Origin of the sequence: Arsenophonus sp. aPb (assembly GCF_029873475.1) — a bacterium.
Lineage (GTDB): Bacteria > Pseudomonadota > Gammaproteobacteria > Enterobacterales > Enterobacteriaceae > Arsenophonus.
In genome coordinates this window covers 1225255-1240152 of record NZ_CP123499.1, presented here as the reverse complement: position 1 = coordinate 1240152, position 14898 = coordinate 1225255, and the positions used below count along the sequence as shown (strand labels likewise).

The following is a 14898-nucleotide window of genomic DNA, read 5'->3' as shown; positions in this document are numbered from 1 at the left end:
ATTTGTTATATACTCAGTTTAATAAATTAAACTAAGTTAATTGTTACCTATTTACTGGTAACAATATTAATATTCATATCAAATCTATAATCCTCTTTAAAAAAACTACCCACTATTCACATGTATTAAATAAATTTTTCACTTTCTATTCCCTTTTTATACTTCTATCAACAAACTAGTTCGTTCTCTGATTATACTATTATAAAAATATTATTTGATTAACATGATGATATATATAATTAATTGAATGTTATTAATCAAGAGGAATTTTTAATTATATCTTTTTTTATTGCATTTTTATTTTTTTCATAATTCTAGTGTTTTTTTAATCAAACTTATTTGTTTTTTACTGTTTTAGCAGAAAATTAAATTTAAAATTTTCAGTTTTCATAGTTTATTTTATATTTTAAATAGTTATTTTGTATTAAGAATAATGACTTTTTATCATAGCTAATATATAAAATACATTTTCCTGATCAAATTATTTAACAACGTAAAAAAATTTTCCATTGATTTAATATAGAAAGCATTTTTATTCCTCCAGTAACATTTTTGCCAAGGGAGGGTATATTTTTTAACTTAGCGCAAGCTAATATCATTTTTTGATAATAGTATAAATCGGCTTTGTGTATACTGTTATTTTTTCCATATTCCCATTATGAGGCAGGTTTTTTGATAGCTACTGGTTTAAAAATAACCCTAATTTTTATACCGTTTTCGATTAAGTGTAAAAATTTTTATTTAATTGTCATCTTCTTCTTATAAATAACGAATTTTATCTATCATAAAAACATTTCAATTCAGAGTAATTTTTATAATATGGTAAAGTTATTTAATAAAAATAAAATGTTTTTATCTGACTTAAATAAATGTGTGCTTATTTTATTTTTAGCCTAATTGTTAATTTTCAAAAAAAATATTAAATTAATCTTATTGATAAGAAATTCATAATTTTTATTTCAAATTAAATAGAAAAAAATTAAAAACTATGCAAACATAAAAATATCTTATAAAAAGTAAGTAGCAAATATTAATTTTTAATTTTAAATACTCTTAGATTACTTTGTATATATTTTATTTTTATACAGATTTATATTATCAAAAACTAATACTTAGAATGTTCTTGTCGGTCAATAAGAACAATAAAACATGGTAATTAAAGCAAATATTTTCAACTATTAACTATAGGAATTTAACTATGAGTACAAATACAATGGGTGACGGTTTTTTTGTTTTTTTTCGACTTACTGATCACATCTTTAAAACAAATAATAGATTTAGAGTAAATATTACCAGCTCCACTGGCAAACTAATAAAAATTGATTCAGTTAGCCCAGTTGATTCCGATGATAAATATGCGCCAATCGAAATTAGTGATTCTGCAGCACCAATAATATTAGCTTACATAATTCAGCGCACCGATAACGCTATTGTTGTATCTGAAGGAGAGGCAAAAATTAAATACGATGATATCACTAGAAAACTACATGTCTTAGACTTCAAACAAAAAAACATGGAAGGAGTGGCTTTAAAATTAGATGATTCAAAAAATCCTTATTTTAATCTCCAACTTATTCGTGCAACTGGCTCTCTTTGCTCAAAGTTAAACCGTTAACATTTTAATCACAATTTAAACACGTTGAAATTGTTAACTCAATTTAATCAACCTGACAGTTATCCGTTATTTATATGATTTCTGTCAGGTTAAATTTTTTGCAAAACTTTTTCCCAAAAAAGATAATAGCGCTTTCTATCAAATAAAATCGGACTGTTCAAACTTCGACTAATGTCTTAGCGGGTTATCATCTATTTAGTTTGGGCTGGCGCAAAATCACATCGACTTGATAAGCTTACTAGTCATAACAAACCGTTTTATAGATCTCTTGGATAAAAATGGCAGGATTACAAAACTTGTGCATTACAAGAAAATTTATTAATTTGCTGGATATAAAGATTTGTCTGCGTTTAAAAACTTGACTAGAACGAAAATGGCGGAGGAGGAGAGATTCGAACTCTCGGATGGTTTCCCATCGGCGGTTTTCAAGACCGCTGCCTTCAGCCGCTCGGCCACCCCTCCGCAATGTTCAAAACTATAAACACAGCTTGAGAGGTTGTAAAGCCTTATATAATTTAATCGCTTTATATTTATGCTAACAAGTAATTATTTGCTTAATTTATCGGCAATTTACTAATATACTTGGGTAAAATGTTCCATTTTGCTAAATTAGCCATACATTTTATTTGAGCTTAGAAATATTATATGTTTATATTTGAAGGTCGTGAAATTAAAACTGATGCTGATGGTTACCTTAAAAATAGCCACGAATGGTGTGAATCCATGGTATCTCTTTTAGCTAAACAAGAGAATATTATATTAACAGAACAACATTGGGAAATAATTCGCTTCATTCGTGAATTTTATCTCGAATTTAACACTTCGCCGTCTATTCGTATGTTAGTAAAGGCCATTGCTAAAAAATATGGTGAGGATATTGGTAATAGTCGCTATCTTTATCGCCTTTTTCCAAAAGGCCCGGCGAAGCAAGCAACAAAACTTGCCGGTTTACCTAAGCCGGTAAAATGTATTTAACTATTACGATGAGTGTCGAATATGAAAATCGACTACCTCTTTTTCAACATGACACTCTTCACTTTTATAATATTCAATTTTAGCGCCTGCTGGGCCACCTGCTTTTAACCAATTCTCTAATTGCTGAATTTGCTCTAACGTACCGAAAGCTTTTATATTGACACTACCATCACAACGATTATAAACATAACCATATAGCCCATGTTTTTTCCCCCAATGTAAGGTATGATAGCGAAACCCTACACCTTGAACTCGCCCATATATATAGTAATTTCTACCTATCTTTCGCATTTTAGTGCTCTCTTATAATAAATAATAACTTCAACATATTGTTTTTTATCTAAACAACAGATACTCTCATAGTATAGAGTTTTTAATCTACATAGATTAGAGCTATTAAGAAACTAGCGTAACAGAGTGACCTGCTTGAAATTTATATTATTACCCACATATCATTACCTATAGAATATGCAAGGCTTCTAGGAGGTAGCTATGATGACTACCAGTAAATTTAGTATTGGACAACAAGTAAGGCACAAACTCCTCGGTTATCTTGGAGTAATAGTCGACGTTGACGCCGAATACTCTCTGGATAAACCACAGGATGACGATATTGCAGCTAATGCAGCTCTACGCTCAGCTCCCTGGTACCATGTCGTTATGGAAGATGATAATGGTGAACCTATTCACACTTATCTGGCTGAAGCACAGATTACTTATGAAACTTCCGATGAACACCCAGAACAGTCGTCTTTAGATGAGTTGTCGGAATCGATCAAAACTCAACTTAGAGCACCACAATTACGTAATTAACTAATATTTGAATACAATCAATGGGGATGATTAGTTTATCATCTTCCTTGATCTATTTTTCTAAACCTAAGCGAGGTATCTCTATTTTGGGACAAGCGTTCATCACAACCGCTAATCCAGCTTGCTCAGCCATTTCTTTAGCTTCTTCATTAATAACACCTAATTGTAGCCAAAGTACTTTTGCATTAATTGCAATTGCCTGTTGGCTAACCTCTAACGCTGCCGCTGAATTCCTAAAAACTTCAACCATATCAATTGGATATGGAATATCAGCTAATTGGGCATAAACTTTTTGTCCCAGTAATTCTTTTCCGGCTAGTTTTGGACTAACAGGAGTCACATTATACCCTTGATTTATAAGATATTTCATAACTTTGTAACTTGGGCGTTCAACTTTGTCACTGGCGCCAACTAATGCTATATATTTTACGTTTGTTAGAATATCTATCAATTTTTTCTCAAGCATTTATGACAACTCCATAATTTAAAAATAATCACCTAAACTATGATATAAATGGCAACAAAGTGCTACTAAACTTGTGGAATCTGTTGAGTTAACTCAATGAATATTAGCATAGTGATTTAGTTGCTACGTTAGCAAATATCTATCAATGTAAGGAACTTTATGGAATCCGTTATTCGCCGTTTAAAAAAAAATAAAAATATTGCGCTTGTTGCCCATGATCACCGTAAATTATCACTATTAGCCTGGGTTCAAAAACATATTTCTACGCTAAAAACACACAAATTATTTGCCACTGGTACAACCGGTAATTTACTCCACCAGCATACCGGATTAAAGATTATTAATATGCTTAGCGGCCCGATGGGAGGAGATCAACAACTTGGTGCGATGATTGCCGAACAAAAAATCGATATTTTGATCTTTTTTTGGGATCCATTAAATGCAGTTCCACATGATCCGGACGTAAAAGCACTTCTTCGTCTCGCTACTGTATGGAACATTCCTGTTGCCACTAATATAGCAAGTGCTGATTTTATTATCACTTCGCCCGCTTTTGATCACGAAACTGAAATTGAGATGCCTAATTATCAACAGTACCTTGAAACTCGCATTAACTAATAAATTTAACTTATTATTAAAATATATTTTTAGTAAAAATGGCATAAATTTAGTTAAGACAGTAAAAACTATAATAAATAAGAGTTATGGTCTTTTCAGTCGCGATACACCTAATTTTTTCAATTGCTCAACAAAAATAGACGGTGTTAATTTGTCATACAATAAATAAACTCGCTTTTTAGCTCGAGTCAAAGCAACATACAATAAGCGGCTATCTTGTCGATCGGGAAAAATATCAAACTTCGTTGATAATACTTTTTCTATTGCAGACTTAGGTTCACAGACAGGAAAACCATCTATTCCCTGTTGTAAGCCAAGAATGACAACATAATCGGCCTGCCCCCCTTTAGCAGCTTGGATAGGCATAAATTTAATCTTTAATTTTGGCCAACGAATATTAGCTTTTTTCATCACCGCTGGTTGCAAATAAAAATAACGCGATAAAACGAGAATCGTTTCTTCTTCAGTAACATAACCACTCATTTTATTAAGTAAATTTTCTAGTTGTTCCTCGGGCAATAGAACTATCGATTTTTTATTTGCTTTAACAAAGCTTTTTAATGGTCTAGCCTGCTGATCAAGCTCCATTTGTATAAATTGGTTAGCAATTTTAGCAATGTAATCGTTAAAACGGTAAGTTGTATCAAGTGCACAGTAAACTCCGGTAGCAAAATAATGTTCAAAAGAAGCCATTAAATTTAATTTTGCTGCCGGAAAACGATAAATTGCTTGCTTATCATCACCAACAGCAAACAAGTGTGTTTGTCTATTCTGTGCTCGTAATAACTGTAGTAACTGCATTTCTAATGGCGATAGATCTTGAAATTCATCAATCAAAATGTATTTCCATGGGCTTATAAATTTTCCTTTTTGTAATAAATTAATTGCTTGATGTATAAGCGCTAAGCTATCAACTGCACCTTCAGCTTTTAACGTCGATTTCCATATTTTAATAATAGGTGCGACTAATCGTAGCTCTATTTGCAGTTGCTTACGTTCTACTGGCGTTGCTAATTCACTTATTGTTTTCTGACTTCCACCATGTCTACGTAGCAAATTAAGCCAATTATCTAAATGAACCACTACTCTTTCTGCTAATTGTTTGTCATGCCAAAACTCACCGTTAGCAATATCCCAGGCTAATTCGCGCGTTAAAAATTCACGCCACCCTTTTGCCTGCGATTTTTTTTCATGACACTGCTTTTGCCATTCATTGATCAGCAACTTATATCTTTTTTGTTCATTTACTTCTAATTCACTAATCGTGACATTTTTATTACTGCTAGTTTGAATAATATGCAGTACCAAGCTATTAAAGGTTTTTGTGTGAAAAGCTTGCTGTCCTAAATTAGTTTGAACAAGTCCATCCATTTTTTTTGCGGTTTTATCATCAAAAGCAAGTAATAAAATCTGTTCAGTAATAGCTTGCTGCCTGAGTAAAAGCCAACCCATTTTCGCTATTAAAACAGAGGTTTTACCACTTCCTGGCCCACCCAATACTAAAATATTTTCTTCGCTGTTAACTACACAATTAACTTGAGATAAGTTTAACGGAGTAATGGTAAATTGCTGAAAAAATTCAGAGTGCTGCTTAAGCAAACGAGCAACCCAATATTGATTAATATCGCCCAATGACTCATGGCTCAAATTAAGCCAATGCTGGCAAACAGCAAAATTTTGGCGACAGTTTACAAATTCATTTAAACGGACAAGCGGCATAGGAAGAGTATTTAATCTGCTATTAATTTGGTTTTGCAACTGAATAAGTTGTGCCTGGGTAAACCAACTATCCTGAATTAAGTATTTTTCTATTTCTTGTACTTGTTCAGATAAAATATCAGCACAAATCAAACTCATTTCTTGGCTCCATTTTTTCCAAATATCCATAAGATAATGAAAAAAATATTGGGTTTCCTTCCATTCAGTACCGTGCAAACGAACCACTTGGTTGTTTGGTACTTCAAATTCAAGCTCTCCCCAAACAATACCTCGCTTGCAACGTATATCAACAAGTTGATTAAAAGGAATGAGATACTGATGTTTTTCACCACTCACTTCAACACCGGCATTTAATAGGCGAACTCGATTATAAGGATGTTGAGCTAAACGCTGACCTACATGTGTCGATTTCAATTCCATTACACACTACCTTAGCTAAAATATGTTAGGCCATGGCAAGAAAAAGTTTTTTCTCTTTATTAAACCTTATAGGTTATTATGGATACTTTTTATAATATTAATTAGTGCGCTGACAAATTAGAGGTTATTGTGCTTACTATGTTCTCTGGCTTTCGTCATGTATTTTATAATAGCAACATCCTTTATTATATCCGAATACTAATCGCGCTCTCAGGAACAGCATTAATTCCTTGGATTTTAGGTGAGCAACTTAAAATAACTATCCCTTTAACACTGGGTGTTGTTGCCGCTGCATTAACTGATCTTGATGACCGATTTATTGGTAAGCTGCGTAATATTGCCATCACGTTATTATCATTTCTGATTGCCTCTGTCTCAGTTGAGTTACTATTTCCCTATCCCTGGTTATTTTTTATTGGATTAGCGTTATCGACTTTCTGCTTCACATTTCTTGGTGTTTTGGGTTTACCCTATGGCACAATTGCCTTTGGCGCACTTCTGGTCGCAATCTACACCATGCTTGGAACAGCTATTTTTACAATTTGGTATCAACAACCGTTACTGTTACTTATAGGTGCTATTTGGTACTATTTGTTAACACTTATCAGCCATATTTTTTTCCCTATTCAGCCCTTGCATAATAAATTAGCCCAATGTTACCAACAGCTTGCTATCTACCTGGCTAATAAAGCCAATCTATTTAACCCTGAGATTGAAGAAAATTATCAACAGTCGATCTTTGATCTTGCAATGGCCAATAGCAAGCTGGTCAATACGATGAACCAAATGAAAGTAATATTACTAAGCCGCTTAAAAAATAATAAAAACCAATCAGGTACTAACAATAGTCTAAATTACTATTTTATTGTCCAAGATATACATGAACGAGCAAGTTCATCACATATTAAATATCAAAACTTAAATCAAGATTTTCCACATAGTGATATTCTTTTCCGATTCCAGAAATTACTATCGATGCAAGCTGAAGCATGCCAATTGGTTGCTCACTCCATTTTATCGCACACCAGGTATCAGCATAATGCAAAATTTAAAGACGTATTTACCAAGCTGGAAAAGTCGTTGCAACATCTGACACAACAATATTCCAATAACAAACAGATAAATACCCTTTATAACCTATTAGTTAATCTGAAAGAGATAGATACTCAACTCAATAGTATTGCCGTCGAGCAAATAGAAATCCCATATGGCCAAGCATTGACTGAAACACAACTTTCTGACAATTCATTATCTAACATTGGCGATTTTTGGCTGACAATTACTAGTAACTTAACACTTAATTCAACCCTGTTTCGACATGCGATTAGAATGTCAGTAGTATTGTGTACTGGTCATATTATTGTTCAATGCTTTAATTTACCTCAGGGTTACTGGATATTACTGACCAGTTTATTTGTATGCCAACCAAATTATATTGCAACTAAGAATTGCTTAATATTGCGTATTCTTGGAACCATTGCCGCTATTCTAATTGGGTTACCCTTACTCTATTTTGTACCCTCGATAGAAGGGCAACTCTTACTCATTATTATTAGTGGCGTTCTTTTCTTTACCTGCCGCAATAGTCAATATGCCCAAGCCACCTTATTTATTACTTTGCTTGTTTTGCTTAGTTTTAACTTATTAGGCGAAGGTTTCAACGTTATGCTTCCTCGGGTAACGAATACAATCATCGGTTGTGGCATTGCCTGGATTGCAGTAAATTATATTTGGCCTGATTGGAAATTTCGACAACTACCTAAAGTTCTGCAACAAACATTACACAGTAATTGCCGTTATCTTGCCGCTATTTTATTTCAATATCATCAAGGTAGAGATAACAGTGTCGATTATCGCATTGCTCGTCGCGACGCCCATATAAATGACGCGGAACTGGTTTCTGTATTATCAGATATGCTTGCCAGAACGAAAACTAATAGTATTTCGCCAGAAAAAATTTTTAGATTACTCTGTCTTAATCACAGTATGTTAAGTTATATTTCAGCCCTGGGAGCACATAGGGAACAACTTAATAATCAAACTATTTTATCTATTCTTGATAATACAATCGCCTATATTGAATCGGCGTTGAACTTTGCCTTATTGAATAATCAAATAGTCAAAGAGTTAAATAACCCATTAATTCAACGCTTCCAAACAATACAATTAGGAGAAAATAACAAAGAACAACTTATTGTTGAGCAATTATTATTATTAATTAATCTGTTGCCAGAAATCACCTCTCTAATTGTTTTTATTAACCAACAAGAGCCAAATTGAAATAGTTTTAATTAGCAAAGTTTTTAACTTAAAACTGACCATAAAATCATTTTCTTGGTGTATTTCCTTACGTAAGGCTATTGTACCAAGTAATTAATTCAATTTTTATGGACTCAGGAAGTACTGCTATATGATAACCTTCGATAGCACCAGCTAATTCAAATAGTAACTTAATACTCAAATTCACTTTCTTCTGTCTTAATTTTAAATAGCAAGCTTTAGCACCTAACATTTTCAAATAGCCTACATCGCTAATTCCAACTTTTCCTAATGCTCTTTCTATTGACATATTCATATTAGGCAAGTCTTTGATCCTGATATGTAAAAGCTGTTTTTGAGATAATTCTTCTACTGCTGCTTTATAAGCTAGATCAATGTAATAGCATAAAAGTAAATTATCATTCCAAAGCATCTCGTTGATAAAAAAATATTTTAATATAAGGGGAACACCTTTCTTGGTGTAAACCAATTTTTGCAATCCAGATACTTCAAATTGAAGTTCCGCAAATAAACAACCTCGTAGATAAAACTTGCCGTCCAATACCTGTCCAATAATGACATGATTGACTAGAATACGATAACCACCAAAATGCGGTTTTTGTTTTATATGGCCATAATTTTCCATTAGCCTTTGCAAATAAGAAAAACAAGAATCAAATAAAAGCATAATTGCCACTCTCCATGTGAACGCTCACAAATCTAATATTTTTATATTTCTCCATATTTTAATCAGTTAAAATAGCAAGAAAATTTATTAAGTTATTTCACCCACTTTAAGAACCTCTATGTTATTGCAAAACCTCATATACTAAAGGCGACGAACAAAACCTTAAGCATCGTTTAATATTAAATTAAATATAGCCAAATAAATATCTTACCAATTACAAAACATAACTTAGCTACTACCGTTTATATTTAATATTTATAATAAATAAATCGTATCCTATATCCATTTAAATCATTAATAGTTAATAAAAATATTCAACTTAACAGGTAAAATAGAAAAATACGCCATCTTATCCAAACTGCAACAATTAAGTGTTCAATTAAGCGAAAAAGTTAATTTTTTGCGAAGCGCTTTGTAAAAATTGGCTTGATATTATATGAATACACGATTACTGTATACATATACAGTATTAAGCTGAGGCCAATATGAATAACGACTTATGTAATTACCCAATAAAAATAAAAAATCAACGTAATAATGTCCAAAATGTACTATTACCAAATTATAGAAATGTGTCAATTTATCCAAACGGCGCAGTTAATGAATGGGTATATAATGAAAATAATCCTATGGTTGAAGTCCTTCTAACATCACTATTACACAGACTTAGCGATGAATCTCGTTGGCTATTATGGCTAAATCCTAACCGAAAATTAAGCCGTAATTGGTTGATTAATTCAGAGCTACCATTAAATAAAACAGTACAAATAAATTCACTAAGCCCAGAAATGAGCGTTGCTGCCATGATAAAAGCGTTATCTAGCGGCAACTGTAGTATTGTCTTAGGATGGTTACCAACTTTATCACAATCATATTTACAGCATTTAGAGCACGCAGCACAGATAGGAAACAGCATTGGCTTTGTTATGCGGCCTCAAAAAACAAATTGCCCCGGCGGACATCCTAATCAACTAAAAATTCATTCTAATTATTATCACTAGTCTAGATTAGGATTATTCCTAATCTGTTTGATGGGTTGTAAACCACAATAGACAAAAACAAAAAAAAATAATATAAATCATTTGGTTAATTGATTAATCATGGCAATATAGTTATAAATTATATCTATAATTCACCGATTGCCTTTTAAAAAGTTAATGAGATTAATGTTTCCTCTACTTGTAACTTTCGAAGTTCGTTGTAGACTTTACAACGTTAAGGTAGTGCTTTGATTCTACTTTTTATTTGAAGATTACTTAGGCAGATAAAGTAGAGACGAAGATAGTAGAGCGTAATAACTTAACAAGTATTTTAAACCATACGGCTTATAAAAAAGCTCAAGAAGCTGATGCCTATATTGGATGATAACGAGGCGTAAAATGAAAAAGATAGCTATCGCAGTAGCAGTAGCAGTGGCAGCTTTCGCAACTGCAGCCCAGGCAGCACCCAAAGATAATACCTGGTATACCGGTGCTAAATTAGGTTGGTCACACTTTGAAGATACAGGCTTTCACCCTTACGGTGAAAATGTTGGAAGTGGTAAAACTAAGCGCGATCAACTAGGCGCTGGTGCCTATCTTGGTTACCAACATAATCAATATCTCGGTTTTGAATTAGGTTATGACTGGTTTGGCAGAATGAAATATTCTGGTCAACCAAATAACGGTAGCCTGAAATCAATGGGTGTTCAATTAACCGCTCGTCTAAGCTATCCACTTACAGACGAATTAGATGTTTATACTCGTCTAGGTGGTATGGTATGGCGTACTGACGCAAAAGCAAACGTAGCCGGTCAAGATTCCTTCAAAGAGCATGACACTGGTGTTTCTCCAGTTTATGCGCTAGGCCTTGAATATGCTATTACCCCAGAATGGGCAACTCGTTTAGATTATCAATGGGTTAGCCATATTGGCGATAAAGATTCACTGTCTGTTCGTCCAGATAATGGAATGTTGAGCGTTGGTGTTGCATATCGATTCAATCAAGAGCCTGCTCCCGTAATTGTACCAGCACCAGCACCAATCGAAAACAAACGTTTTACTTTACGTTCTGATGTTTTGTTTGAATTCAATAAACATACATTGAAACCAGCAGGTAAAGTTGAACTTGATAAGTTGTATAGTGAACTAACTAATCTTGATCCAACTCAAGGTCGTGTTATGGTTCTTGGTTATACCGACCGTATTGGTTCACCATCCTACAACAAACCTTTATCTCAAAAACGCGCACATGAAGTTATGAGCTATTTGATTTCTAAAGGTATCCCAGCGAATGCAATTAGTTCACAAGGCCGCGGGGAAGAAAATCCAGTAACCGGTAGTACTTGTAATAACGTAAAACCTCGCGCTGCATTAATTAATTGCTTAGCACCAGATCGCCGAGTTGAGATCGAGATCCAAGGTACTACAGAGGTAACTCCGCAACCTTAGTATCGCTTTAAAAGATTATTTATTACCAAATAAAATAACCCTTGCTTCAAGGGTTATTTTTTGCTTAAAATTTTTGGCTCGAGTGACTAAAAATTCGCATTTATAATTATACCTTTTGTACTAGTCACCCAGTATATTTTGTAAATCCTGTTTAAATGTTGACATTTGGTTAGCATATTGGTCTTTTCTTTCTGCATCTTCAATAAGATGCACAATAGTTTCAGACAATGTACGTCCTTGTTTTCTTGCTAGAATAGAGAGCCTTTGCCACACGAGGAAATCTAAATCGATAGATTTTTTGCACGAATGTTGATGCTCTGCATTAAAATGTCGCTTTCTGCGAGCTCTAATGGTTTGCTTCATTCGATTAGATAAATCTGGCGACATATGATTTTTTATCCAGTTTATCACTTTTGTTGGCGTATTTTCTAATTTCAACAGTTGTTCAATCGCATCCTGAGCGGCGCTTTTTTCAATATGCTTAGTGATATTTTCACCATCCCGATACTTTTTAACCAGGTAATCCCATTTCCAACCACATTCAAGATTCTCAAGCTGTTGATATTTCATAATCATCTCTGTGACAACGTAACTTATGTAATTATAACAACATAAAATATAAAAACATTTGGTTTATTTAATCAATTTAGTAAAATCCTAGTAAGAAATCACACTTATATTGAAATGTTAGCAAAAAATATAATTTTTCCTATTTATGTAAGTCAATTAACAAAAAATCATCATTAATGCGATAGAATATAATTATTCACATTTATAGCCCGTAATTTCCACTGTATTCTGAATTGAAATGATAGATTGTATCTACTGTATTAGGAGTTTTTGCGCGTTAGTCATTAGCTTACTACTTGAAAATAAAATTATATTTAAAATATACAAAATTAATAGTGGCATAAATTTAAACAAACGTTAATATAATGATTCACCATAAAAATTTTATAATGTTGGAAACAGATATCTTGTTTTCACAGTAAAATGTACCCTGTTTCTCTAACAACAATAGTATGTTGCTAAAATATCTTCTATCTTGACTCTATATAATCAGGACATTGGGGATAATTTATAAACTTTTTATCTAAATTATAAGTTGAAAAATAGCGTGATTAGTAACGAATTAATATGGCAGAATTTAGCACCTGATTATGAACCTTATCTTAATCTTTTTGCTTCTGCTGATAAACTAGATAATGCCACTCTGGCCAGTATTCAACCGAGATTATACAATAGTCTCGAAAGGTTTTTATCAACACCAACCTATTCCCCTTTTGCTGTCATTAGAGCAGTAGAATGCCATAGCTACTTATCGGAATTAGCAAAATGCATTAAAAATATTACTCCATCCTCAGTATCTATAACTGGCGATTATCAACAATCAAATGGAAGATTTCATTGGCAAGAAAGCATTAAAGGCGCATTTACGCCTTGCCACTCAGTCTATTTCTGTAATTGGATAGAAATGCCTCAATTATTTGGTAGTGTCCACCAACAGCAAAATAGTGTTCACATAGAGCCTGGGCTATTACATAAAATCAATGGTGGAGTATTATTACTTTCCGTTGGTTCATTATTGGCACAGCCATTGATGTGGCAGCGTCTAAAACAGATGGTAATGCAAAAACGGTTTGAGTGGCTGCCAGCTAATGATAATCAATTTTTCCCCTATCCAATTGATTCAATGCCACTGGATATTAAACTTATTTTAGTCGGTGATGATTTTAGTCTTGAGCAATTTGAAGCAAAAGAGCCTGAACTTTTTGCTCAAGCTACTTATGGCGAGTATGAATTTGAATTGAATTTTGAACATAGTGGTCAATTATCGCTATGGATGCAATTTGTTAAACAAATTATTACTGATTACCAACTTCCTACTTTAACGGCTGATGCATGGCCAATCTTCATTACTCAAGCAATTCGATATACTGAAGATAAATCTACCCTACCATTAGATAGAATATGGCTTACTCGTTGTTTAACTGAAGCAAACCAGTTTCAACAAGATAATCAGCTAACTGCAAAGTCGTTCCAAACAGCAATCCAGCAACGCCAATGGCAACACGGTTATCGAGCTAAACGCAATCTAGATGATATTCTGCAAAAACAAGTTTTTATAAAAACTGAAGGTGAAATGATTGGCCAAATCAATGGATTATCTGTTATGCAGTATCCCGGGCATCCAGAACTGATCGGTGAACCATCACGAATTACCTGTGTTGCTCACTTCGGCGATGGTGAGTTTACGGATGTAGAACGTAAAGCTGAGCTAGGCGGTAATATTCACGCTAAAGGCATGATGATTATGCAAGCCTATCTTAATTACGAATTAAAACTTGAACAGCCACAGCCCTTTTCTGCCTCAATTGTATTTGAGCAATCTTACAATGAAGTTGATGGTGATAGTGCTTCCTTAGCTGAGCTTTGTGCATTAATTAGTGCACTTTCTCTTCAGCCTATCGATCAGCAAATCGCTGTTACAGGTGCGGTAGATCAATTCGGTTATGTACAGCCTATTGGTGGTATCAACCAAAAAATCGAAAGTTTTTTTGATGTCTGTTTCCAACGCGAATTAACTGGTCAGCAAGGTGTTATCATTCCTATGGCTAATATTCGTCATTTATGTTTAAAAGCCGATCTTATTGAAGCAGTCAAATCTGGCGTATTTCATATCTGGCCAGTTGAACACGTTTCTGAAGCGATTTCGATTTTAACAAAGCATGCTTATTATAAGCAACAGTATGATACAAATAATTTACATCTGTTAGCTTTAATACAAGAACGAATTACTCAAGCTAATAATCAAGAAAGACCCAAATTTATGGGACTTCTAAAGTGGTTAAATTAAATAAAAAATTAGCTGATCGGACTTGTTCAGCTTACAAGT

13 protein-coding genes and 1 tRNA gene are annotated in these 14898 nt (G+C 33.3%); 8 read left to right on the top strand and 6 right to left on the bottom strand.

The features are described from left to right. Positions 1 to 1198: 1198 nt before the first annotated feature. Complete coding sequence (locus QE177_RS05450) at positions 1199 to 1615, top strand: hypothetical protein (protein WP_280551797.1); 417 nt, start codon at positions 1199 to 1201, stop codon at positions 1613 to 1615. Positions 1616 to 1989: 374 nt separating this feature from the next. On the opposite strand, the gene QE177_RS05445 is transcribed toward QE177_RS05450, so the two are convergent. Further along, positions 1990 to 2077 (bottom strand) — tRNA-Ser (locus QE177_RS05445). Between the two features lie 183 nt (positions 2078 to 2260). Between QE177_RS05445 and tusE the strand changes: the two genes are divergently transcribed. Then, the gene (tusE, locus tag QE177_RS05440) at positions 2261 to 2590 is read left to right on the top strand and encodes a sulfurtransferase TusE (RefSeq protein ID WP_280551795.1); all 330 of its coding nucleotides are present in this window, start codon (positions 2261 to 2263) and stop codon (positions 2588 to 2590) included. Between the two features lie 3 nt (positions 2591 to 2593). Here tusE and yccX read toward each other — a convergent pair whose 3' ends face one another. After that, positions 2594 to 2881 (bottom strand): acylphosphatase, encoded by a 288-nt coding sequence (gene yccX, locus QE177_RS05435; RefSeq protein ID WP_280551793.1) that lies wholly within the window; start codon positions 2879 to 2881, stop codon positions 2594 to 2596. Positions 2882 to 3082: 201 nt separating this feature from the next. Between yccX and hspQ the strand changes: the two genes are divergently transcribed. Beyond that, positions 3083 to 3403 carry a heat shock protein HspQ gene (hspQ, locus tag QE177_RS05430; RefSeq protein WP_180560911.1) on the top strand — a complete coding sequence of 107 codons (321 nt, stop codon included), beginning with the start codon at positions 3083 to 3085 and terminating at the stop codon, positions 3401 to 3403. 52 nt (positions 3404 to 3455) lie between these two features. Here hspQ and QE177_RS05425 read toward each other — a convergent pair whose 3' ends face one another. Then, entirely contained in the window at positions 3456 to 3869 is a 414-nt protein-coding gene (locus tag QE177_RS05425) for a CoA-binding protein (RefSeq protein WP_280551791.1), read from the bottom strand. Between the two features lie 159 nt (positions 3870 to 4028). On the opposite strand from QE177_RS05425, the gene QE177_RS05420 reads away from it, so the two are divergent. Then, positions 4029 to 4487, top strand: a complete 459-nt coding sequence (locus QE177_RS05420) for a methylglyoxal synthase (protein WP_280551790.1) — start codon at positions 4029 to 4031, stop codon at positions 4485 to 4487. A gap of 84 nt (positions 4488 to 4571) precedes the next feature. Here QE177_RS05420 and helD read toward each other — a convergent pair whose 3' ends face one another. Continuing rightward, complete coding sequence (helD, locus tag QE177_RS05415; protein ID WP_280551788.1) at positions 4572 to 6626, bottom strand: DNA helicase IV; 2055 nt, start codon at positions 6624 to 6626, stop codon at positions 4572 to 4574. Positions 6627 to 6755: 129 nt separating this feature from the next. Here helD and yccS point away from each other — a divergent pair, with 129 nt between their 5' ends. Continuing rightward, complete coding sequence (gene yccS / locus QE177_RS05410) at positions 6756 to 8906, top strand: YccS family putative transporter (protein ID WP_280551786.1); 2151 nt, start codon at positions 6756 to 6758, stop codon at positions 8904 to 8906. A gap of 67 nt (positions 8907 to 8973) precedes the next feature. On the opposite strand, the gene QE177_RS05405 is transcribed toward yccS, so the two are convergent. Beyond that, on the bottom strand, positions 8974 to 9573 hold the full coding sequence (locus tag QE177_RS05405; RefSeq protein WP_280551785.1) for a TfoX/Sxy family DNA transformation protein: 600 nt from the start codon (positions 9571 to 9573) through the stop codon (positions 8974 to 8976). A gap of 485 nt (positions 9574 to 10058) precedes the next feature. On the opposite strand from QE177_RS05405, the gene sulA reads away from it, so the two are divergent. Both sulA and ompA read left to right on the top strand, forming a co-directional pair. Further along, positions 10059 to 10574 carry an SOS-induced cell division inhibitor SulA gene (gene sulA, locus QE177_RS05400; protein ID WP_280551784.1) on the top strand — a complete coding sequence of 172 codons (516 nt, stop codon included), beginning with the start codon at positions 10059 to 10061 and terminating at the stop codon, positions 10572 to 10574. 378 nt (positions 10575 to 10952) lie between these two features. Next, positions 10953 to 12002 (top strand): porin OmpA, encoded by a 1050-nt coding sequence (gene ompA / locus QE177_RS05395; protein WP_280551782.1) that lies wholly within the window; start codon positions 10953 to 10955, stop codon positions 12000 to 12002. A gap of 120 nt (positions 12003 to 12122) precedes the next feature. Here ompA and matP read toward each other — a convergent pair whose 3' ends face one another. Beyond that, entirely contained in the window at positions 12123 to 12572 is a 450-nt protein-coding gene (gene matP / locus QE177_RS05390; RefSeq protein WP_280551780.1) for a macrodomain Ter protein MatP, read from the bottom strand. Positions 12573 to 13119: 547 nt separating this feature from the next. Here matP and QE177_RS05385 point away from each other — a divergent pair. After that, on the top strand, positions 13120 to 14859 hold the full coding sequence (locus QE177_RS05385; protein ID WP_280551778.1) for a Lon protease family protein: 1740 nt from the start codon (positions 13120 to 13122) through the stop codon (positions 14857 to 14859). The last annotated feature ends 39 nt before the right edge of the window (positions 14860 to 14898 follow it).